Genomic DNA, 23,966 nt, shown 5'->3' on the forward strand with positions numbered 1-23,966 from the left:
TTTCAATCTATCTTTTAAGTTTTTGCATTTTTAAAAACTTACAGAGAGCTTCTGAGAAGGTCTGTGTCAATCTTTGGTTTAACGGGGCATGAATTTTTTTATGAAAATTTGAAACGAAAAAGAAGTTGTTGAATGGGCGGTTTTGAGTTTGAATTAAAAAAGTTGAGGGGGGGGGATTTAAATGATAAAAATTAGCCCTTTTTAAATTCATAAAATCAACCTTAATTTTGTTCAATTTTTGAAAAACGGGAAATTTTAATACAAATAAACTTAAATTAAACTGTTAGTAAAAATAATTAAGATTGTTTAAAACTGTGTATAACATCCCGAAAATTAAGGGATGTTGTTACTTAAACCAACTCTTCATCTTCTCAATAGCAGAGTACAAAACACTTTCATGCGGTTTTGATTCTATGCCAAAAGACTCTTGGAGTTTTGAGAGGAGTTCTCGCTGTTCGTCGGTGAGTTTGTTTGGGTATGTTATATTGACCTGTGCTATAAGATTTCCTTTGCCGTGCCCGTGAACATCGTCTATCCCTTCTCCTCTAAACACAAAGTGCTGTTTATCTTTTGTTCCGATGTCAAGTTTGAGTTCTAGCTCACCCGTGAGTGATGGGATGGTAAGAGTCTCTCCTGCGACTGCCTGTGTGAAAAAGACGGGAATAGCGATATAAACATCATTGCCGTCTCGCTGAAAATGTTTGTCCGGCTTGACGCTAAAAGTGACGTAAAGGTCGCCCCTTGTGCCACGTTTTCCGATGTTTCCTTTTCCTGAAACTCTGAGGCGGTTGCCGTTGTCAATGCCTTTTGGGACTTTGATAGTGACATTGCCACGCTCTTCATGGTAGCCTTTGCCATCACAGCTGTTACACGGTGCTGTAGGAGCGGCGCCTGTTCCATGGCATGCAGGACATGTTTGGGAGAAGGTCATAAAGCCCTGCTTCATAAAAACTTGCCCTTGACCTCTGCACTGGCTGCATGTGGAGAGTTTACCGTCTTTTGCTCCCGTACCGCTACAACTGTTACATGAGTTTTTGTACTTGAACTCTACCTCTTTTTCGCATCCAAAAACTGCTTCGTTGAAAGTGATGTTCATATCAACGTTCATGTCGAGGTTGTACTTTTCCATATCGGACGGGTTTTGGCGGCGGCGTGATGAACCGCCAAATCCGTTAAACATCTCTTCAAAGATAGAGCCTAAATCGTCAAATCCGCCAGACGAGTGTCCACGTCCGCCCATGCCGGCAAGTCCCTCTTTGCCGTATCTGTCGTAAATGCTTTTTTGTTTTTCATCGCTTAAGCATTGGTATGCTTCATTACATAGTTTAAATTTGTGTTCTGCTTCGCTATCACCCGGGTTTTTGTCAGGGTGGTAAATTTTAGCCATCTTTCTATAGGCTTTTTTGATGGTTGTCTGATCTGCATCTCGTGAGACCTCTAAAATCTCATAATAGCTTAAATCTTGCATCTTTTTCCTTGAAATTTTTTCGCAATTATAGCGTTTAAAATTTAAGGGAACCTCTAAAAATTCTAACCACCTTCAGCGATAGAGCCAAGTCCACACTCTGCGTTGCCTCTTTTTGCCTTAGCCTTAGCTAGGGCTGCAAAGAGCCGCCTTGATTGTGAACTTGGCTCTATCGCTGAAGGTGGTTAGAATTTTTAGAGGTGCCCTTAATACTATAGTTGGTAATTCACTATTCTTTGGTATGAAATTTGCTATAATCGCATTTATGAAAAGAAATATACTTTATGTAACCGCGATTTTACTTTTAGTCGGATGTTCCAAAGAGCCCATTGTCGTCATAGATGAAACACCTGTAAAAAAGCCTTTTGAAGTGCAAGAAAAAGTCGGAGACGGTGTTCAAGGGAGCATGCAAAAAAGTGTGCAGAAGGTGAAACTTTCTAACGTGCCTAATGTAGAGCTTATACCAAGCAGTTTTGAAGAGCTTCCGAATTGGGAAAATGAGGATTATGCGGCGGCTTTAAACTCTTTTGTTACAAGTTGCAAAACAACTAAGACAAAAGCACTTTATGAGAGTTTGTGCCATGCTGCAAAAGAGACGTCAAATCCTAAAGATTTTTTTATGCAAAATTTTGCACCTTATCAGGTTGATACATCTGATAAAAAGGATGACGGACTTTTGACCGGTTACTATGAGCCGCTTTTAAGGGGTTCTTTGAAAAAAAAAGAACCTTATATTTATCCTGTTTACGGAACCCCAAAAGATTTGGTTACCGTAAAACTAGCTGAACAGTATCCGGAGCTTAAAAACTATAGACTGCGCGGAAGAGTGGAAGGAAATAACGTAGTTCCATACTACTCACGCAAAGAGTTAAGCAAACGAAAGCTGGATGCTGAGATTGTTTGCTATGTGGATTCTAGGATTGACCTTTTCTTTCTTGAAGTGCAAGGTTCAGGAAGAGTTTTGCTTGAAAACGGAGAGATGATGTACGTTGGATTTGACAATCTCAATGGACATAAATACAAATCTATCGGAAAGTACCTTATAGAGTTGGGTGAAATGAACTACGCAGAGGCTTCTATGCAAGGTATCAAAAAGTGGTGTGACCAAAACCCGTCACGTGTAGATGAGTTATTAAATCATAACGATTCTATGGTTTTTTTTAAAAAGAAAAATCAGCCTGCTACAGGTGCGCTTGGCGTTGTGCTGACGCCTGAACGTTCTGTTGCAATTGACCAGAGCTATCTCCCTCTTGGAAGCATGCTCTATATGAGCGCAGACGCAAAAGAGAAAAACTTAAACCGAATAGTACTTGCGCAAGATACGGGCGGAGCCATCAAAGGAAGTGTGCGTGCCGACTTCTTTTGCGGATACGGAGATGAAGCAGGGCAAATTGCCGGCAAACTTAAAGCACCTTTGAAGCTGTGGATATTGTTGCCAAAAAAAGAGTCATAATGATAAAGGGTGTTGTGTGGAGAGTTCTTTAAGCAAATTTAACAAGCTCGTTGATGCACTTCAAGAGCTTCCGACCATCGGTAAAAAATCGGCTATACGTTTGGCGTACTACATTGTAATGAAAGATAGTTTTGTGGGTATGAAGATATCCCATGCTATAGAGGATGCGCTTGGCAGTATTCGGGAGTGCAGCTCTTGCGGTGGGATGAGCGAGGATGCATTGTGTGCTATTTGTTGTGATGAGAGCAGAGATGCAACACTTCTTTGTATTGTTGAAAACGCCAAAGATATTCTTCTTTTAGAGGAAAACAGACTTTTTGAGGGAAGATACTTTGTTTTGGAATCTTTAGAAAATTTCAATCTTTCAAAACTTGAAAAGATGGTTGCTTCGGGCGTTAAAGAGATAGTTTTTGCCCTAACGCCATCTATCGCAAATGATGCGGTTATGTTATATATTGAAGATAAATTAAGTAGTTTTGATATAAACTTCTCAAAAATTGCTCAGGGTGTTCCTACTGGGGTAAGTTTGGAAAATATAGATTTGTTGTCTCTTAGCAGGGCTTTAAGTGACAGAGTAAAGGTGTAAAATGAGGACGATTTATCTAAGTATGGTGAGTTGCGTACTTGTTTTTGGACTTAGTGGCTGTGGTTCAAAGAGTATAGAAAAACCGCAAGAAGTGGCGCAGGCACAAAAGAGTAACGGTGCGGATGATGAGTTGGCATCATTTACGGATGAGATGAAAGTCCAAGAGATTTATGATCCTCTTAGCGGTTATAATCGTATGATGACAAGCTTCAATGACGCTGCGTATGAGTATGTTCTTAAGCCAGTTGCAACCGGATATAAAAATATGCTCCATTTTGAGATTCGTAACTCAATAGAGAATTTTTTTGAAAATCTCTACTTTCCGGTGCGATTTGCAAACACTCTTTTGCAGGGAAAATTCTCTTATGCCGCAGAGGAGACCGGGAGATTTGTTATAAATAGTACGGTTGGTGTTTTAGGACTTTTTGATTCTGCCAAGAGTTGTTTTGAGCTTGAAGCGCATGAAGAAGATTTTGGTCAAACGCTTGGATATTATGGTGTCGGCGGTGGTCCTCATATCGTATTGCCGCTACTTGGACCATCAAATTTGCGTGACACGTTGAGCCTTTACCCAGACTCGGTTTTAAGTGTGATAGATTGGGAAGAGAGGGATTATTGGACGCTTACGGATACCCCTGCGGAGTATATCGGTGTAAAATCGCTTGAGAAGATAAACACTATCTCTATACATATGGATAAATATGAGAAGATGAAAGAGGATGCGGTGGATTTGTATCCGTTTTTGCGAGATATGTATGAACAGCGTAGAAAAAAACAGATAGAGGAGTAGGTTGTGAAGTATATTTATAAAATAGTTTTGGCGATTACCGCGGTGCTTTGTTTTGGGCAAAACTTGGCTGCAAATGAACAAGTAGAGCTAAAAGAGCATTTTTTAAAAAAAATTGATGAGATTATTCTTATTGTTGCAAAAAAAGAGTTTACAAAAGATGAGAGAAACGGCAAAATAGTCAAATCACTTACTCCAATGTTTGATTTTGAGCTTATGGCAAAACTAAGCCTTGGAAACAGATGGAAAGATCTCTCTGATACAGAAAAAGAGAAGTTCGTTGCACTTTATGTTGAGCGTATGAAGCAGTCTTACTCATCAAAAATTGATGCCTATAAAGATGAAAAAGTAGAGATAAAAAAAGTAGAGCAGGCAAAAGAGGATAGAATAACTTTAGTGACTGACCTTGTTAGCAAAACAGAAAAGCTTGAAATTGCCTATAAGTTTCACAAGCCAAAAAAGCCTATAGCTTCGAAAGACAGCTGGCTTATCTATGATGTTGAAATTTTGGGAGTAAGTATTTTAAAAACTGATATAGCTCAGTTTAAAGAGTTTTTACATACGAAAAGTATGAGTGAACTTATGGATGCTTTGGCAAAACAATCGTAGATTTTATGCTTAAAAATTTTTATCAAAACTATCTTCTAGGGTATCCAAAGATTATATTCTCCTTTATGGTTGTTTTGATAATAGCCGTGTCACTTTTTGCGTTTAAGCTAGAGATTGATGCGAGTGCCCAGACGCTTCTTTTGGAAAATGATAAAGATTTGGAGTTTTCAAGAGATGTGGCAAAGCGTTTTGAAGCACCGGATTTTTTAGTGGTTACATATACTGTCGATGGTGACTTGCTAAGCCAAGACAACATTGACAATATAACACTCTTAAGCAACAAAATCAAAAAGCTCTCTATTGTAGAGAGCGTTACTTCAATCGTTAATGTTCCTTTGTTGCAATCTCCGCCGATGCCTCTTAAAGAGCTATTAAAAGGAATCCCAACCCTCACATCTCCGGATATCAATAAAACACTCGTCAAAGAAGAGTTTCTAACAAGCGCCATCTATAGACAAAATCTTGTGAGTGACGACTTTGCAACAACAGCGCTTATGGTAAACCTTAAAAGAGACGAGCACTATTTTTCTCTTATAAACAACAAGGACAAATACTTAAAGCTTAAAAAAGAGCGAGCGCTTACTCACAGTGAACAGACAGAATACAAAAACGCTGCGGACGCGCTAAAAAAATACAGAGACACTTTAAGAGCGCAAAATCATGCAACAATAGTTTCATTGAGGGAGATGTTAAAAACTTTTATGCAAGAGCATCCAAAAATCAAGCTTCATCTTGGCGGCGTAGATATGATAGCTGATGATATGGTGGAGTTTGTAAAATATGATTTGAAAACTTTTGGTTTTATGATTATTGTTCTTTTGGTGCTGATTTTATATATTTTGTTACGGGAGAAGAGATGGGTTGCGATTGCACTTTTGATTTGCAGCGCCTCTCTTGGAGTTACAAGCGGATTGTTAGGGCTTTTTGGATGGGAGATTACGGTAGTGTCTTCCAATTTTATCTCCTTGCAGCTTATTATGAATATGTCGCTGGTCGTGCATCTTATTGTACGTTATAAGGAGCTACATGAACAAAATCCGCATGAAGAGCAAAAAAGTCTCGCTCTCGGTACTGTTTTTTCTATGGGTAAGCCATCTCTTTTTGTTGTTTTAACCACAATCGCAGGATTCAGTTCTTTAGTTTTTAGCGGTATTTTGCCTGTTATTAACTTTGGCTGGATGATGAGTATAGGTATGGTTGTTTCGCTTGTTTTGACCTATATACTTTTTCCAATTGTTCTGCTTTTTTTTAAAAAAAGCGAGGCAGAACAACGTTCAACATCTAAAGTTTCATTTACGTCAAAAGTGGCATATATTGCGTATAACTATAAAAAAACAGTTTTAGTCTCTGCATTTTTGGTTACGGTATTTTCTGTCTCCGGGGCGATGCAGTTGCGTGTAGAGAACAGTTTTATAGACTACTTTAAAAAAGAGACGCAAATTTATCAGGGAATGGCGCTTATAGATAAAAAACTTGGCGGAACAACGCCGCTTGATATTATTTTGACATTTAAACAAAACAGTGATGAAGTTGTTGCCATTGGAGTGAAAGATTCAAAAGAAGATGCGGAATTGGACTCTTTTACAGATGAGTTTAAAGAGCAAGACGGCGACAAAGAACAGTACTGGTTTACCCAAAATAAGATGCGCAAAGTCAAAGAGGTACATGATTATCTTGATTCCGTAGATGCTGTTGGAAAAGTGCTTTCTCTTGCAACGGCGGGAGAGATACTTCAGGTACTTAATGATGGAGTTGAAGCTGATGGGTTGACTTTGGCGCTTATGAATAAAGAGCTGCCGCAGGAGTATAGAAAAATTATTCTCTCGCCATATATGGATATCACAAACAATCAAGTGCGTATAAGTACGAGAATCATCGACTCTCTGCCGGAACTTGAACGAGACGCACTCATCAAAAAAATCGATGCCGACCTGAAAAAAATGCTTACCCCAAAGAATGAGGAGCATAAACTATCCAATCTTTTAGTAATGTACAACAATATGCTTCAATCTCTTTTTGATTCACAAATCAAGACGATAGGCGTTGTTGTATTTATCTTATTTTTAATGTTTTTGGTACTTTTTAGAAGTTTGAAAATTGCCGTTATAGCAATGGTAGCCAACATAATTCCGGTCGGTGTTATTTTTGGCTTTATGGGATGGATGAATATACCGCTGGATATGATGACAATAACCATTGCAGCTATCAGCATCGGTATAGCCGTGGATGACACTATCCACTATATTTATCGTTATTCCATGCTTTATCAACAGAGCAAAGATGCCAAGACGACAATGTTTCAAGCACATGAGAGTATAGGGGTGGCGATGTTTTATACCTCCGCAATCATTATGGTAGGATTTTCTGTTTTAGTACTTTCTAACTTTTTGCCGACTATCTATTTTGGACTTTTGACTATGATAGCGATGTTTATGGCAATTGTTGCAGATTTGATGTTTTTGCCTGTACTGATTTTAATTTTTGGAATTTAGAGGTACCCTTTAATTTTGCATCTTCATTTCAAAAATTTTGATGTACAATTCGTTTCATTTTTCTAGGAACACCATTGAAATATATTCTCGTTTCTTTACTGCTCGCTTCGCTTCTTCAGGTTTTTTTATGGCTTAACAATGATAAAAAATTTATTACCCCGCCAGATGCCGAGGATATCATCGAATCACTCTCTTATGCACCATATACAAAAAAGAACGAAAAAGAGATGCTTAGCGATGAAGAGGTCGTTAGAGACTTAAAACTCCTAAAAAAATTTACAAATACGGTACGTTTTTACTCCGCAGAGGATTCTCAAAAGGTTATGCCTTTTGTGAAACAGCTTGGCATGAAAGCGCATATGGGTCTTTGGCTCTCGGGAGTTGCCGAAGATAACGAAAAAGAGATTGCTTTGGCAAAAACTCTCATTAGTGATTATTATGACAACTTGGCATCCGTAATCGTAGGAAACGAGGTGTTGCTTCGTGATGACTTGAAGCCTGATGAACTCATTGTGCATATCAGAGATTTTAAGGGCTTTGTGGAGGGTATATTTAAGGGCAGACTGGATGTTAAAGAGCAAGCCATTAAAGATGAGCTTGCAAAGATAAAAAACAAGCGCAAAAGAGCCGCTAAAGAGAAAGAACTTCGCATAGAACTTGTAAAACATCCTGAGCATAGTGTGGCAGTGACTACTGCGGAGATTTGGAATATGTGGCTGCTGTATCCGGATTTGGCAAATGAAGTAGATATGATAAATATCCATATCCTTCCGTATTGGGAAAAAATAAAAGCTGAAAATGTTGAAAGTTTTTTCAAAGAGATTTATGCAAAGGTAAGGGAAATTCATAAAACTAAACCTATTACGATAGGCGAGTTTGGATGGCCAAGCCAAGGATATAACAACCAAGGTGCTGTTGCAAGTCCCGAAAATCAGGCGATGATAATAAGAAGATTTTTAAGAATGGCAAAAGAAGAAGGCTTTAGTTATAACATCATGGAAGCCTTTGACCAGCCTTGGAAAGGCGTGGATGAAGGGAACGTCGGGCAGTACTGGGGTATCTTTGATGCAAACCGCAAACTAAAATTTGAGATGCAGGGTGTCGTACTTGTAGAGCCGTTCTGGTTTATGCAGATGGTTGCAGCCGCTCTCATCGGGGCAATTCTGACATTTTACGGACTTAGAAACCAAAATATCAACTTTTTACACGCTATCACTTATGGGCTTGCTGCACAGGGTATCTCTTTTGGTATCGTTATGGCGGCGGTCTATCCGTTTATACACTATATGAATTTTGGTATGTGGATTATGTGGGGGATGGGTTCCATTTTGATGGTACCGCTGACTCTTATCACGCTTGCAAAGGCAAATGAGCTTTTCAAGTGTACTATCGGAAAGCCGCCCAAGAGGCTTATACCGCTTGATTTGAAGTCGGAACATATTCCTTTTGTCAGTATCCATGTTCCTGCATACAAAGAACAGCCTGCTGTTTTGGAAGAGACGCTTCGTGCTCTTGCACAACTTAGATATACAAACTATGAAGTTTTAGTTATCATCAACAATACTCCCGAAGATTTTTATAAAGCTCCTATCAAAGCGTTGTGTGAAGAGCTTGGTGAGAGATTTGTCTATCTTGACATTCAGTGTAGCGGATTTAAAGCCGGAGCGCTTAACAAAGCTTTAGAATTTACAAATCCTGAGTGCGAAATACTTGCTGTTATTGACGCTGATTATGTTATTAGCCCAAATTGGCTTATTGATTTGGTGCCGATTTTTGATGATCCAAAGGTTGCATTGGTTCAAGCGCCTCAGGACCACAGAGACGGGAATGACTCGCTTATTAAAACAGCTATGAATGCTGAATATGCTGGCTTTTTTGATATAGGTATGGTTGAGCGTAACGAAGAGAATGCTATCGTTGCGCATGGAACTATGCTTATGGTTCGCAAAAGTGCATTTGACGAAGTCGGACAGTGGAATACCGATACAATCGTTGAGGATAGCGAGCTTGGGCTTAGACTTTTTGAAGCGGGTTACATCGGGCACTATACAAACCGCCGCTATGGTCATGGACTGTTGCCAGATACCATTGAAGCCTTTAAGAACCAACGCCATCGCTGGGCATACGGTGCGGTACAGATTCTTAAAAAGCATTGGCCGCACTTTAAGCCGTCATCAAAAACGCTTACCCGTGCGCAAAAGCATCACTTTGTCACAGGTTGGTTTTTCTGGCTCTCCGACGCACTTGGACCGGTAACTGCCGTACTTAATATCCTTTGGGTTCCGGTTATCATCTTTGTTGGAGTTACCATCCCGACGATTGCCTTGACGGTGCCGATTTTGACCTCATTTTTAGTCAATGTTATACACTCTTTTGTACTATACAAGACAAGAGTAGGGGCAAAGTTCTACCACTCTACACTGGGTGCAATTGCGGCAATGAGTTTGCAGCTTATCATCTTTAAAGCGGTGTATGATGGATTTGTTAAAGACCGTCTGCCGTTTAAGAGAACGGAAAAAGGCGGTAACAGCAAAAAGAGTGTAAGCAGTCCTGTTAAAAACGAGATAATTTTGGCGACACTGCTTTTGGGTTCGTTTACTGCACTCATTATGACAAACCATCAGGACATCGTGGAGATTTATGTATTTTCCGCAACTATTCTTATCCAAAGTGTGCCTTATATCTCGGCAATTATTTTGAGACTTATTGAAAAAAGTTCTTACAAAAAAGAGGCTCTTTAAGTTTTCTTGCTTATCTTTTAAAAAAACTATAAAATAGGAGCATTTAAAAGAAGAGGAATCGTTATGAGACTCTTGATTGTCGGCGGCGGCATTGCTGCGGTTTATTTGGCAAATAGAGCAAAGAAAATCGATGCTTTGCTTGATGTTGTTATGCTAAGTGATGAGGCGTACGCACCTTACGATAGAATCCATCTCTGCTCCCTAGTCGATGAGAGCGCAACACTTCAAAAGATATCACTGCATCTTGACCCAAGAGTGCATCTTGAGCTAAACCAAAAAATCATTAAAATCGATAAAGAAAAAAAAAGAGTTTTTTCAAAAGATGCGATGTTTCATTATGACAAGCTTGTTATTGCAACAGGTTCACTGCCAAACACTCCGTTTGATATAAGCAAAATCAAAAATGCTGCCGTTTTTAGAAGCGCAGATGACGCAAAATCAATCAAAGAGGGCATAAAAGGAAGAGAAGTTGTTGTAGTTGGAGCAGGTCCCATTGCACTGGAGCTTTTGGAACGGCTGGGCAAAATGGAGAGTGTGCATAAAGTTACACTGCTTGTACGCTCAAATTTTTTATATGATAAAAATCTCTCACATGAATCCATAAAGCTCATAGAGAATAGCTACACAAAAGATAAGAAAATGACTATATCTTACGAAGATGAAATCATAGATATCGTAGTTGAAGATGGCGAGATAAAGAGGCTCAAGAGTAAAAAACTGGAGATTGAGAACCCTTTTGTGGTCTTTGGTATAGGGATAAAGCCAAATATTGATAGTTTTAGAGATGTTTTAGAGTGTAACAGAGGCATTTTAACAAATCTTTTTATGCAGTGCGAAGATGATATCTACGCTATCGGAGAGTGTGCAGAGGTAAGAGAACTTGGTTTTGTTGCTGGGCATGTCGAGGCTTGCGTGGATGAGGCGGAGTGCACAGTGGCACATCTACTGCTTCAAGAACCAAAAGAGTTTGTACGCAAAACAACGGTTGATATGCTCAAAGTCGGTGAGTTTAATCTAGTGGATGTGATCTCTGCAAAATTTTCAAATCCCTATGAGAAGGTCACGGTAAGTGCTGAGAACTGCGTCGATGAGTATTTTTTAAGAGAGAAAAAATTACTTCGTTATGTCGGTATCAACTCAAATACGGATATAGCTTTCATGCAAACTATTATGCAAAATGAGAGTGAAGTTGCTATCGACGAGCTGTATAAAAACAGAGTTGCTAAAGATAGAGGCAAACTTGTTTGCAGTTGTACAAGTTCGTATCATAATGATTTGGTTGATATAGTTGTGAAAAACGGCGTTGGGTCGTTTGCGGATTTGGCACACTTCTCACAAGCCGGCAGGGTTTGCGGCAGATGCAGAGGCGAGGTTGTCAAAATCATAGAGGGGTCACAGCATCTTATAGACTTTGGCAAGGTCAAAAAAAGCGCTCAAGATGTAGAGATAGAAAAAAAAGTAGAGGAAGCAAAAAAGAGAGTTGAGAGATACAACAAGCTCCATCCAAAAAATCAGCTTGATGCAAGCAATCTTGAAGCGGCTATGCAAAGTTTTGATATAAAAAAAGATGAGGTAAACAGATGGATTAGTATGGTAAGCGCAAATATGCAGCTTCATCCAAAATTTGAAGAAGTTGTGCAAAGCGGAGTTAAGGTTTTAAATAAAGTACCTATCATCTGGCTTGAGTTGGCGGATTGCAGCGGCAATTCGGAGGCTTTTATCAAATCTGCCAATCCTTCTATCGAGGATTTGATATTTGACTATATTTCGCTTGATTATCATGAGCTTTTGATGAGCGCTAGCGGCGATGCGAGCGAGAGTGCGCTTGAAGATATTATCAAAAATCAAAAAGGTGAATATGTGCTTATTGTCGAGGGTGCCGTGCCTTTGGGATTGGATGGAAAATACCTTAGAATCGGCAGGCAAGGAGAGACGGGTATAGAACTCTTAAGGAGATGTGCCAAAGACGCCGCACTTGTCGTTGCGGTGGGAAGCTGTGCGTTTGATGGCGGAGTGGTCGCTGCCGCGCCAAACCCCACGGGAGCCGTGGGTGTGGCAGAAGCACTTGGACGGGATGATGTCATAAATATTTCTGGATGCCCCACAAACCCTATAAACATAGTCGGTACACTGCTTTACTTTATGATGTTTGAAGAGATGCCTCCGCTTGATGAGTTTAACAGACCTCTTTGGGCGTATGAGGGCAGAATTCATGATAATTGCGAAAGAAGAGGACATTTTGAAGCAGGTGAATTTGTCAAAGAGTGGGGCGATGAGGGGGCAAAAAAAGGGTGGTGCCTTTTTGAGATGGGGTGCAAAGGTGCTTACGCAAATGCTTCCTGCCCGAGTATGAAGTTCAACAAAGGCACAAGCTGGCCTGTGCAAGCAGGGCATGGATGTATGGCATGTACAGAGAGAGGTTTTTTTGACAAATACGCAAATGAGAGAGTTTACCATGAAAAAAATAGTCATTGACCCAGTCACGAGGATAGAGGGGCATCTAAGGGTTGAAGTTGAAGTGGACGAGGGTGGAGTTGTAAGAGAGGCGTATGCGAGCGGAGGGCTTTTTCGCGGTATAGAGATTATTTTAAAAAACAGAGACCCTAGAGATGCAGGGCTTTTGGCGGGAAGGATTTGCGGAGTTTGTACTAACTCACATTTTCGTGCAGCGGTGAGCAGTGTCGAGGACGCTTACGGTATAGAGCTGCCAAAAAATGCGCAGATCATAAGAGACCTTATCGCAATGGCGCTCTTTATCCAAGACCATGTTGTGCATTTTTACCATTTGCACTCTTTGGATTTTGTGGATGTGACAAGTGCGCTTCAAGCTGATGCCGCTCTTGCGCTGGAGGAGGCGAAAAAGTATGCAAAAAATCCATACGCCAGTTCACTTTCTCATTACGAAGCAGTTTTGCTAAAACTTCAAAATTTTGTTAAAGCAGGCAGACTTGGACCATTTGCTTACGGATACTGGGGGCATAGCGCCTACAAGCTTACCCCCGAACAAAACCTTATTATCATTTCGCACTATCTTGAAGCGCTTAAATTTCAAACAGAGCTAAGCAAGGCAGTAGCGATATTTGGTGGTAAAACACCGCATCCGCAAAGTATAGTCGTAGGAGGCGTGACAAGCGTGGCAGATATGCTCAATCCACAAAGGCTTAACGACTACATCTTTAGCATCAAAGAGGCAAAAGAGTTTGTGGATAACGCCTATCTCTCAGATATGAAGCTTTTGGCAGCTGCATACAGGGACGAGATAAAAGCAGGCACTGGCAGAGGTGCGGGGAACTTTTTTTCTGTGGGGGGCTATGCCTTTGATGCAACACAGCAGCTCTTTAGCAGCGGAGTGGTCTATGGGCATGACTTTTCAAAAGTAGAGGAGTTTGACGAGAGCAAAATCACCGAAGAGGTGGATAGAGCGTGGTATAGTGCAGACGGTGAGGTGTGTTATACGGATTTAAACGACGACGGCACACTAAAAACAGCTAAAAGCGACGATAAATACTCATGGATAAAAGCTCCTAGATATAACGGTGAGGCGATGGAATGCGGACCTTTGGCAAGAGTGTTTGTCAGTTATGCAAAGTCAAACGAGCTTATAAAACCTTTTGTAGATGAGTTTTTAAAAGATACGGATTTGGAGCTTACGGATTTATCTAGCAGCGTCGGGAGAAATGCGGCAAGAGCCATAGAGAGTGCTTATATTTGTGAGTATGTTTTTAAGCTTGTATCCGATTTGCTTCAAAATATAAAGCACGATGACACACAAACTTGGGCAAAATACGAGTTTGAAAAACTGCCTCACTGTGCGAAAGGCAGAGCATTTTTTGAAGTCCCGCGCGGTGTTTTGTCACACTTTGTAAGCATAAAAGATCAAAAGATAGAGAACTACTCCGTCATAGCACCGACCACTTGGAATGCTTCGCCCAAAGATAGGTTCGGTAAAAGAGGGGCTTATGAACAAGCACTTATAGGCATAAAGATAAAAGACACCGCAAAGCCGCTTGAAGTGCTAAGAGTTATACACTCTTTTGACCCATGCCTTGCTTGTGCCGTGCATGTTATCGATGCAAAAGGCGTGGAGCTTGGCAACTATAAAATTAAAAGCGTGTCATGTATGGTTTGAAGCTTGTTTTATTTATAGATAAGCGAAATATATCGTTTGTGTAGATTAGTTTTATATGAACCTGTTTGTAAACAAAATATTTTTCGATTCAATGGTTATATATGAAGAAAAAGGTAAAATAAATAGACTTATCTGTGCATTATTGTATTCTGGCTTTTTGAGATAATAAATAAAAAAGGGAGTTAGTGTGACGTATTATGAAAATATAAAAAAATTAACTAAAACAGTTCCTGTGGAGCTGGTTGATTTTGAACAACCAAGAGACCAAGCAAGAACTCCTACACAAGCGTCATCAAATTTTATTACAAATAAAGAGCAGGGTGATTGGGCTGAAAACCTTATTACAAGGGCAGTTAATGAAAATTCTAAAAATTTTGTAGCGGTTAAATATGGTAAATCTGATGATTTGGTAGCAGGAGAAGAGGGATTTGATACATTTTATCAAGAATTTCAAAATGAACTTGACACAATTGGCAAACGACCAGACTTGCTAATTTTTAAAAGGTCAGATTTTGATAATAATTTAGGTTTTGATATCAGTCAAGTGCCACATTATCAAATAACTGATTATGTAAAAAAGGCAATTGCAGGTATTGAGGTGCGTTCAAGTGCATTTTTAATTGACAAATATGAAGAAGCAATGCGATTAAAAACTGAAAAGTTTATACAAATTGCACTAGAGACAAAACATAAAATTCTTTCTGATTTTTCGGATGTTTTAAATCATCCTGCAAGACAAAACTATATTGAAATTTTGAATAGTATTAATGAAAATACTCTAAACATAACAAATTTTAGAACACCAAGTTGGAGTTCATCTAAAACACTTATTGAAGTAAAAGAACTTTTCAAGCAACTCAAAAGTGCTATTAAAGAGATTCAAAAAAGAGATTATCTATCAATAACTCCAAAAGTTGAAGATATAAAAGTTGTTTATAAGTGGATTGAGACTTTTAATGTCCCCCATTTTTATTTCCAAGTATTTTTTGATAAAGTTTATGGTATTTCATTTGAGCAAATTTTAAAAATTATATCAGATTCTGATAATGATGGTGTGATTTTTTCTGTTGAGGCAGATGCAAAAAATCAAAACAAGACAACGATAAAAATCAACTCAAAATCTGGTGTTCAGATTGCTTCAAAAGTCGATGAACCAGAACATGAAAGTGTTAGAAAAGAGATGGATAGAGGACGGTTACTGTTTTATGTAACATTTAAAGGAGGAACCGCATATCTTGATTTAGATAAATTACAAACAATTTTAGAGATAGACGAAGTTGAGTTTTAATGATAGCAACGATAGAACATGTAATTAATAATTCAATAGAAAATGATTATTCTAAATCAATTTCTATTGAACATCGTAAAAAATTTGCACAATTTTTTACACCTTTTCCCATTGCCGATGCAATGTCTAAATGGATTTTAGGCAATGACCAATTAAAGAGTGTTCTTGAGCCTGCTTTTGGACTTGGTATATTTTCAAGAGCTATTTTAAATCATAAAAAAGATGTTTATATTAAAGGTTTTGAAGTTGACGACACTATTTTTGATAATGCAAAGAAGCATTTTGAAAATACAGAAAATGTAAACATTCTTTTACAAGACTATATGTATAACGATTGGAAAAACAAATATGATGGAATTATTTGTAACCCGCCTTATTTTAAATTTCACAATTATGACAATAAAAATATTTTAAAAGAAATTGAGACCAATCTAAAATGTAAATTGAACGGTTTTACAAATTTATATACTTTATTTTTACTAAAATCAATTCATCAATTAAGTAAAAATGGACGATGTGCCTATATAGTCCCTTCAGAATTTTTAAATTCGGATTATGGCAAATTAGTGAAAAAGCATTTAATAAAAAGTAAAACATTAAGACACGTTATTGTAATTGACTTTGAAGAAAATGTGTTTGACGATGCTTTAACAACAGCATCAATTATACTTTGTGCAAATGATAATTTAACACAAAGAGTCAAGTTTAGTAACATTCAATCTTTACAAGATTTAAGTAAAATAGACAATATAATTACTAATTATCCAAATCTTTCAGATGCAAAACAGGTATATGATTTTTCAGAATTAAATCCAGAAATTAAATGGAAAGCTTATTATCAAAAGCAAAATAGTATTAAGTTTAAGAATCTTGTGCCATTTTCAACTTATGCAAGAGTGGTTCGTGGTATTGCAACAGGCTCAAACGAATTCTTTACATTCAGTTCATCAAAAGCAAAGGAGTACAATATCGATGAACAACACTTATTGCCTTGTATTTGCAGTGCAAAAGATGTTAAAAGAGCATTTTTTAATTTACAAGATTTTGAAGAATTAAAGCAAAATGACAAATCTGTTTTTCTTCTTAATGCTCAAAATTCAACTGATAAAAATGTAAATTCTTATATACGAAAAGGGGAGGGTGAAGAAATAAACAAACGATTTCTTACGGCAAGTAGAAAACCTTGGTATTCACTTGAAAAAAGACCGCCATCACCCATTTGGGTTTCAGTGTTTAATAGAAATGGTTTGCGATTCATTAGGAATGAAGCAAATATTTCTAACTTAACTTCGTATCATTGTGTTTACCTAAAAGAATCTGGTTTGTTTTCTGAAATAGATGTAGATTTGTTTTTTGCTTACTTGCTAACAGATACAGCAAAACTAATTTTCCAAGACCAAGCAAGAGAATATGGGAATGGATTACAAAAATTTGAACCAAATGATTTAAATAAAGCCATGATCTTGAATCTAAATTGTTTAGATAATGATTCAGTTAAAAAAATTTTAGATTTTTATAAACTTTATAAACAAGGGATAAATTGTATAGATGAAATTGATAAGATTTTAATCAAGAATTTTAAAATGGTATAAAACAAGCTTTTGTGTCCATAGATTGGAGAGTAACATCATGAAAAAAATCATAGTTATCGGGGTTGGAAATCTGCTTTTTTGTGATGATGGGGTTGGGGTAATTGCGGCACAATATCTTAGAGAAAATTTTATCTTTGAGCCGGAGATTGCTGTCGTTGACGGTGGTACTCTTGGATTTGGGCTTTTTGAGTATTTTAGCACCTATGATACTGTTTTTGTAGTAGATACCATATCTATAGACGATGAAGCAGGAGAGATATATAAAATACCATCCCATGAACTGCTCACTCTTGGAGGTTATAAAAAAAGTGCTCATGAAGTAGAAGTTTTGCAGATGTTAGAGATATGCGAGTTGTATGATAAAAAAGCGGATGTAACTATTATAGCGGTAGTTCCAGAGGATATAGCTACTCCAAAGATAGGATTGAGCCAAACTATAAAAGATGTTTTTGATAGCTTGATAAATATCGTTATATCAGAACTGGAAGCACTCGGCATAAAAGCTATAAAAAAAGATAATTTTGATTTAAGTGATATAATAGAGTTAAAAAAAGGTTAGCTATGCGTTATTTATCCGCAATATTGTTGTGTTTAAGTACTTTAGTTGCTCACGAAGGTGAACATATACATTTTTTTAGTAATTGGCATCTTGATGATTTTTTACTCTTTTTAGGCACTCTAATAGGTGCATTGTCGCTTTATAGGTACTTTGCTAGAGGAAATAGATAAGTGTGTAAAGATTGCGGCTGCGGCATAAACGACAACCATGAGATAAATGATAAAAAAACAATAGAAGTCATTACAAAAATATTGGATAAAAACGATACTCAAGCCATGCACAATAGAGAGCATTTCGACGAACATAAAGTTTTGGCTATAAATATAATGAGTTCTCCCGGAAGCGGTAAAACATCTCTCTTAGAGAAGTTTGGGGAGTTGGCTAAGTTTAAATTCTGCGTTATAGAGGGCGATTTAGAAACAACAAGAGACTCTGATAGGCTAAGAGCAAAAAATATCCCTTCCATTCAGATACAAACACTCTCAACTTGCCATCTTGACGCATTTATGATACATAAAGCACTTCATGACATACCGCTAGAGGGTATGGATGTCTGCTTTGTAGAAAATGTGGGCAATCTTGTCTGCCCAGCTTCTTATGATGTCGGAACGCATCTAAATATCGTCCTTGTAAGTGTTGCTGAGGGTGATGATAAGATAGCCAAATATCCGGTCATGTTCCGCAAGGCTGATTTGATACTTATCACAAAAACCGATCTTTTACCTTACATAGAGTTTGATATAGAGGCGGAGAAAAAGGAAGCGAGAAAACTCCGCCCCAATGTGGACATCTTGGAAGTAAGCATCAAGGATGACAGCTCCATAAAAAAGGTGTTGAATTGGATAGAGTTTAAAAGAGAGATGCGCTGATGTGTCTCTCAATTCCAAGCCGCGTAACAAAGATAGATAAAGAGAGCAACACCGCAACACTCGATACTATGGGGGTTAGCCGTGAGGCTTCTCTGGAACTTATGCAAGATGGGAGCGTGGAAGTGGGTGACTATGTTCTTGTGCATATAGGTTTTATTATGAACAAAATCGACAAAGCCGATGCCCTGCTTTGCTTAGAGGCGTTTGAGGAGATAGCAAAGCGGATGGAAGACGATGAGTAGAGAGCTTGAACTTAAAGAGCTTTATCTCGGCTTTAGAGATCCGAAAACTATCAAAGCCTATGCAAAACTTATAGAAAAAGAGGCGCAAAAACTTGACTGTGATATAAACATCATGGAGGTTTGCGGAGGACATACGCATACTATTATGAAGTACGGACTCATCCAACTCCTGCCTAAAAATGTGAAGTTTATCCATGGTCCGGGGTGTCCTGTTTGCATTATGCCAAAGGAGAGGATAGACCACGCTTACATTTTGGCAGGGCAAAAAGATATGATAGTTGTAACACTTGGCGATATGATAAAAGTGCCGGGGAGTTTTGGCAGCCTGCAAGATGCAAGAAGCAAAGGTGCGGATGTAAGATTTGTCTATTCGCCCGCAGATACGCTAAAGATTGCAGAGCAAAACCCCGACAAAACCGTTCTGTTTTTTGCCATAGGTTTTGAGACAACTACTCCTATGACAGCGGCACTTATAAATCAAGTCATACAAAAAGATATAAAAAATATCCTCTTTCACATAAACCACGTAACGGTTCCTGAGCCGATGAGGGTTTTGCTTGATGATGAGACAAACAAGATAGACGCTTTCATAGGTCCGGCTCACGTGAGCGTGATAAGCGGAAGCAGGATTTACGGCGAGTTTGTGCGTGACTATAAAAAACCCGTGGTTGTAAGCGGTTTTGAACCTGTAGATGTTATAAAGTCTGTCTATATGCTCGTCAAGCAGTTTAGCCAAAAGAGGTGTGAAGTTAAGGTAGAGTACAGCAGAAGCGTCACGCATGATGGCAACATTGAGGCGCAAAAACTAAATGAGAAGTTCTTTGAGAAGCGGGAGCATTTTAGATGGCGTGGCATCGGCGACATTGCCCAGAGCGCACTAAAGTTAAAAGATGAGTTTGTGTACCTTGATGCGGAAATTATTTATAAAGATATATTGCCAAGTCGTAAGATAGACGACCATAAACTCTGTATTTGCGGAGATATTTTAAAAGGCAAAGCAAATCCTAAAGATTGCAAAGTATTTGGCAAAGCATGCACGCCATCAAGCCCGCTTGGAAGCTGTATGGTAAGCAGCGAGGGAGCCTGTGCGGCGTACTATAAATATGGGGAAATTTTAATATGCAATACAAATATATAGGAAAAACAGGGCTTAGGGTAACTCCCATCGCTCTTGGGACAATGAGTTTTGGTTCTTGGAGCGATGAAGCTGAAGCTTTTATGATTATGGACAAGGCTTATGATAGGGGGATTAACTTTTTTGATACGGCAGAGCTTTATCCGGTGCCGCCGAGGGTTGAAGATGTTGGTATAACTGAGAGCATCATCGGAAAATGGCTCAAGACAAAACCCAGAGATAGCATCATCTTAGCTTCAAAAGTCGCAGGTGCCGCAAACGGCTGGTTTGTTCCGCCCATCCGACATGGTTATACCGCCATTGATGCGTTTCATATCAAACGCGCAATTGAGGGGAGTTTAAAAAGACTTCAAACTGACTACATAGACCTATACCAAATGCACTGGAGTGATTCTGTTGTACCAATCGAGGAGTCGTTAAAAGCCTTTGACGCACTTGTAAAAGAGGGCAAGGTTAGGTACATAGGAACTTCAAACGATACCGCTTACGGACTTACAAAAGCAAATGAGACTTCAAAAAGATTAGGCATATCAAGATTTGAATCGATTCAAAATAACTTTTCACTTAACAATCCGCGGTTTTTGGATGAACTTGCAAATGTGTGCAAAAGAGAGCAGATATCGCTACTCGCTTATTCACCAATAGCAGGCGGTGTTTTAAGCGGCAAATACAACGCCGAGTTTTATCCGCAAAATGCAAGATATTCAGACTATCTCATCAGCAAAAACACTCGCCTAAACTCTCAAGCCACAAAGTTTGTAAATGAGAAATCTTTAAAATCTACTGCAAGATATTTGGAAATAGCAAAGAGACTTGAAATCTCTCCTGTAACTTTGGCTGTTGCTTACTCAAAGCAGTTTGATTTTGTAGCAACAACGATTATCGGGGCTAGAAATGTAGAACAGATGGATGCGTCATTTGCGGCTTTTGATGTAACTTTGAGCGAGGAGACGATGAACGAGATAAGAGCGGTGCAGCAAGAGATTATGTACCCGATGGGATGAGAGATGAAAAAACTCTATATTATCAGACATGCAAAATCGAGTTGGAGTGATGAGGCACTAGAGGATTTTGAGCGACCGCTTAACAAAAGAGGCAAAGCAAATGCCCCGATGATGGGAGAGAGACTAAAAGAGAAGCATATCATGCCAGACATCATCCTCTCAAGCCCCGCTAAAAGAGCCAAAAGCACGGCTCAAATGATTGCCAAAGAGATTGGATACAAGAAAAAAGTGCTTTTTGATGCAAATATCTATGAAGCGAATGTGGAAGTGTTGCGCAATATTTTAAGATCGCTTGATGATAAAAACGGTACGGTTTTTTTGGTGGGACACAACCCCTCTTTGAATGATTTGGCTCACTATTATGTAGATTTTGAGGCAAATATCCCAACATGCGGTGTTGTAGAGATAGCGTTTGCATCTAAAAAATGGGCAGAGATAGAACCAAAAGATGCAGAACTCCTCTCATTTGACTACCCAAAAAAGAGTGAGACATAGTATATGCAAAGCACACAAATAGAAAAAAAGCTCAAAGAGTTTAAAAAAATTCTCAAACATTTCACAAAAAAATCTCTGCAAAGCCCCGATGACGTCCACGTACTGCGTGTCAAATCCAGAGAACTTTTTTCTTTGCTAAGTAAAGAGGATGCATTTGCCAAGATAGTAAAAAAAGCCATCTCACTGAGCAATGAAATCAGAGATATCGATGTCTTTTTTAGCGACTACCTCGCATCTTTGCCCAAAAGATATAGAAAAAAACTCCAAGAGGAGATAGCAGAAAAAGTAAAAGAGGATGCAAGAGAAAAAGAGATAAAAAAACTCCGTAAATATCTCAAAAATCTACAAATCCCAAAGAGCCTAGAGCAAAAAACCAAAGAAGAAACCCCACAAACTCCACTACAAATAAAATTCCCACCGCTAGAGAAAAAGAAACTGCACAAATACAGAATCACCATCAAAAAGAGGCTCTACATAGAGAAAAACAGCTCTGTAAAAGATGAGAAAAAGATAAAAATCTTAACAGAGATGAAAGATGCCTTAGGTGCCATAAATGACAACTACAACGGCTTAGAGAGAGTTCATAGCTATGGTGTAAAAGAGAAGCTGTATAAAAAAATAGAGAGATATACGCAGGAAGAGAATGCAAGAGTGTATGAGAAGATAAAGGATAGTTACGGTGTAATCATTTCATTAGATGAGTATAATGCTACCCATAACCAAAAGGAGCTTACAAAGTTATGAGTTATGAACCGCCGTTTACGATCACATCCAAGATTTTAAATCTTGTGAGCCAAATAAGTGAAGCTTTAGCCAAAATTGAGATGCAAGAACACAATGTCATCACACCATATTTAAGAAAAATCAATCGCATTAAAACTTTAGCTGGTACTTTAGAAATAGAGGGAAATTTTTTAGGTGAAGAAAAAATCACGGCTATTCTTGAGGGAAAAAGAGTTTTAGGAACTGTATTGGAACTTGCAGAGGTAAATGGAGCTATAAAAGCATATGAGAAGTTTGAAGAGTACAGCTCTGACTCTTTAACAGACTTGCTTCAAGCACATAAAATCTTAATGGGCGATATTTTAACGACTGCCGGAACTTTTCGAAGAGTAAATGTAGGAGTTGGTGGACAAAACGGAGTGACACATGTTGCACCACCCTATGATAGAGTTCCTGACTTGATGCACGATTTGTTTGAATGGCTTAAAAAATCAGATGTGCATCCACTTATCAAAAGCAGTGTATTTCATTATGAATTTGAGTTTATCCACCCTTTTAGCGATGGAAACGGTCGCATAGGGAGGCTTTGGCAGAGTGTCATTTTGTACAACTACAAAAAAGTTTTCTCTTCAATTGCTACTGAAAGTATAGTAAGAGATTACCAAGATAACTATTATAAAGCTTTAGAAGATTCCGGTGCATTGGGTGAAAGTACATCGTTTATAGAATATATGCTAGAAATGATTTTAGAAGCAATAAAAAAGGTCGGTAATGAAGTCGGTAATAAGGTCGGTAATGCTTTAACTGACAATCAGATGCAAATTGTGCAAAACATAAAAGAAAACCCAAAAATATCAGCTAAAAAACTATCAAATATTGTAGGTATATCGGTTAGAAAAATAGAAGAAAATATTTCTAAACTCAAAGAGATGAAGATAATTGATAGAGTTGGTGGAACTCGCGGATATTGGGAAGTGTTGGAATAATGATGGTAGAAATAACTACAATGCCATCGAGAGGCTAAAAAATTACGGTGTAAAAGAGCCTCTGTACAATAAAATAGCCAAATATACACAAAAACGAAATCAAAAACTTTATGAGAAGTTACGGTATATGGTAAAATAATAGAAATAAGAGGCAAATTGTAAAATGAAAAAATTTGATGAGTGGAACGAAGCCAAAAAACAGATACAAAATGAAACCATAAAAGTAGGATATAAAAATAGAGATATTTTTTATATAAAAATGGGGCACAATATAGGCTATGAGCAAGATGGTAAAGGTGATAACTTTGTAAGACCGGTAGTAGTTTTAAAAGGATTTAACAAAGAAGTTTTTTTGGGGATTCCACTCTCTTCAAAAGATAAAGAAGGAAAATTTTACTATCGATTTGAATTTGAAAAAGATAATAGCATAGTAAAAAATATAGCTATATTGTCTCAAATTAGACTATTTAGCACAAAGAGGCTTTTAAATAAGATTGGAATGATAAGTGAAAGTGATTTTGAAAAACTAAAAGATAAGCTGAGAGAACCTATTGATTAACCCCGTCGAAAGACGGGTCGTCCCGAAGGAATTTAGAAGATAATTGTAGCAAAAAAATAATAAATATATAATAAATTAAATCTTAACAAAAGATATGCAATAGAATATCGTCAAAAGTATCTATGTAGTGCTGATTTATAAGTATTTGTTTCAGAGTGAGTAAGGCGGTGGAGTTAAAAATGGTGCTATATGGTAAAATAATAAAAATAAGAGAGAAGTTATAAAATATTTTTAAATGGCAAAAGTGGTAAA

General features: G+C 38.1%; 20 protein-coding genes. 19 read left to right on the top strand and 1 reads right to left on the bottom strand.

Going from position 1 to position 23,966, the window contains the following annotated elements; genetic code table 11:
* Positions 1 to 346: 346 nt before the first annotated feature.
* Positions 347 to 1,468, bottom strand: a complete 1,122-nt coding sequence (gene dnaJ / locus PHY84_RS00635) for a molecular chaperone DnaJ (protein ID WP_299856648.1) — start codon at positions 1,466 to 1,468, stop codon at positions 347 to 349.
* 262 nt (positions 1,469 to 1,730) lie between these two features.
* On the opposite strand from dnaJ, the gene PHY84_RS00640 reads away from it, so the two are divergent.
* The 19 genes from PHY84_RS00640 (at position 1,731) to PHY84_RS00730 (ending at position 23,714) form a co-directional block, all read left to right on the top strand.
* Entirely contained in the window at positions 1,731 to 2,918 is a 1,188-nt protein-coding gene (locus PHY84_RS00640; RefSeq protein ID WP_299856651.1) for a murein transglycosylase A, read from the top strand.
* A 16-nt stretch (positions 2,919 to 2,934) separates the two neighbouring features.
* Positions 2,935 to 3,504: a recombination mediator RecR gene (gene recR / locus PHY84_RS00645; protein ID WP_299856654.1), complete on the top strand. Its 570-nt coding sequence runs from the start codon at positions 2,935 to 2,937 to the stop codon at positions 3,502 to 3,504.
* Between the two features lies 1 nt (position 3,505).
* Positions 3,506 to 4,294, top strand: a complete 789-nt coding sequence (locus PHY84_RS00650) for a VacJ family lipoprotein (protein WP_299856656.1) — start codon at positions 3,506 to 3,508, stop codon at positions 4,292 to 4,294.
* 3 nt (positions 4,295 to 4,297) lie between these two features.
* On the top strand, positions 4,298 to 4,900 hold the full coding sequence (locus PHY84_RS00655) for an ABC transporter substrate-binding protein (RefSeq protein WP_299856658.1): 603 nt from the start codon (positions 4,298 to 4,300) through the stop codon (positions 4,898 to 4,900).
* A gap of 5 nt (positions 4,901 to 4,905) precedes the next feature.
* Complete coding sequence (locus tag PHY84_RS00660; RefSeq protein ID WP_299856660.1) at positions 4,906 to 7,392, top strand: MMPL family transporter; 2,487 nt, start codon at positions 4,906 to 4,908, stop codon at positions 7,390 to 7,392.
* A gap of 74 nt (positions 7,393 to 7,466) precedes the next feature.
* A complete protein-coding gene (locus PHY84_RS00665) occupies positions 7,467 to 10,133 on the top strand; it encodes a glycosyltransferase family 2 protein (RefSeq protein WP_299856662.1) in 2,667 nt (888 codons plus the stop codon).
* Between the two features lie 63 nt (positions 10,134 to 10,196).
* Entirely contained in the window at positions 10,197 to 12,608 is a 2,412-nt protein-coding gene (locus PHY84_RS00670; protein WP_299856664.1) for a hydrogenase small subunit, read from the top strand.
* A complete protein-coding gene (locus PHY84_RS00675; RefSeq protein ID WP_299856666.1) occupies positions 12,589 to 14,262 on the top strand; it encodes a nickel-dependent hydrogenase large subunit in 1,674 nt (557 codons plus the stop codon). The genes PHY84_RS00670 and PHY84_RS00675 overlap by 20 nt, the downstream gene beginning before the upstream one ends.
* Positions 14,263 to 14,449: 187 nt before the next feature.
* On the top strand, positions 14,450 to 15,550 hold the full coding sequence (locus PHY84_RS00680) for an AccI family restriction endonuclease (protein ID WP_299856668.1): 1,101 nt from the start codon (positions 14,450 to 14,452) through the stop codon (positions 15,548 to 15,550).
* A complete protein-coding gene (locus tag PHY84_RS00685) occupies positions 15,550 to 17,142 on the top strand; it encodes an Eco57I restriction-modification methylase domain-containing protein (RefSeq protein WP_299856670.1) in 1,593 nt (530 codons plus the stop codon). The genes PHY84_RS00680 and PHY84_RS00685 overlap by 1 nt, the downstream gene beginning before the upstream one ends.
* Positions 17,143 to 17,179: 37 nt before the next feature.
* Positions 17,180 to 17,701, top strand: coding sequence for a HyaD/HybD family hydrogenase maturation endopeptidase (locus tag PHY84_RS00690; protein ID WP_299856672.1), 522 nt, complete (start codon positions 17,180 to 17,182; stop codon positions 17,699 to 17,701).
* A 170-nt stretch (positions 17,702 to 17,871) separates the two neighbouring features.
* Entirely contained in the window at positions 17,872 to 18,570 is a 699-nt protein-coding gene (gene hypB, locus PHY84_RS00695) for a hydrogenase nickel incorporation protein HypB (protein WP_299856674.1), read from the top strand.
* Positions 18,570 to 18,812, top strand: coding sequence for a HypC/HybG/HupF family hydrogenase formation chaperone (locus PHY84_RS00700; protein WP_299856676.1), 243 nt, complete (start codon positions 18,570 to 18,572; stop codon positions 18,810 to 18,812). The genes hypB and PHY84_RS00700 overlap by 1 nt, the downstream gene beginning before the upstream one ends.
* On the top strand, positions 18,805 to 19,950 hold the full coding sequence (gene hypD, locus PHY84_RS00705; protein WP_299856678.1) for a hydrogenase formation protein HypD: 1,146 nt from the start codon (positions 18,805 to 18,807) through the stop codon (positions 19,948 to 19,950). Before PHY84_RS00700 ends, hypD begins: the two co-directional genes overlap by 8 nt.
* Positions 19,932 to 20,951 (top strand): aldo/keto reductase, encoded by a 1,020-nt coding sequence (locus PHY84_RS00710; RefSeq protein ID WP_299856680.1) that lies wholly within the window; start codon positions 19,932 to 19,934, stop codon positions 20,949 to 20,951. The genes hypD and PHY84_RS00710 overlap by 19 nt, the downstream gene beginning before the upstream one ends.
* Positions 20,952 to 20,954: 3 nt before the next feature.
* Entirely contained in the window at positions 20,955 to 21,446 is a 492-nt protein-coding gene (locus tag PHY84_RS00715) for a histidine phosphatase family protein (protein WP_299856682.1), read from the top strand.
* A gap of 3 nt (positions 21,447 to 21,449) precedes the next feature.
* On the top strand, positions 21,450 to 22,190 hold the full coding sequence (locus PHY84_RS00720; protein ID WP_299856684.1) for a CHAD domain-containing protein: 741 nt from the start codon (positions 21,450 to 21,452) through the stop codon (positions 22,188 to 22,190).
* Positions 22,187 to 23,155 (top strand): Fic family protein, encoded by a 969-nt coding sequence (locus PHY84_RS00725; RefSeq protein WP_299856686.1) that lies wholly within the window; start codon positions 22,187 to 22,189, stop codon positions 23,153 to 23,155. Before PHY84_RS00720 ends, PHY84_RS00725 begins: the two co-directional genes overlap by 4 nt.
* Before the next feature lie 163 nt (positions 23,156 to 23,318).
* Positions 23,319 to 23,714 carry a type II toxin-antitoxin system PemK/MazF family toxin gene (locus PHY84_RS00730; RefSeq protein WP_299856688.1) on the top strand — a complete coding sequence of 132 codons (396 nt, stop codon included), beginning with the start codon at positions 23,319 to 23,321 and terminating at the stop codon, positions 23,712 to 23,714.
* Positions 23,715 to 23,966: the final 252 nt, after the last annotated feature.

The organism is Sulfurimonas sp. (genome assembly GCF_028694605.1).
In the GTDB taxonomy this organism is placed as follows: domain Bacteria; phylum Campylobacterota; class Campylobacteria; order Campylobacterales; family Sulfurimonadaceae; genus Sulfurimonas.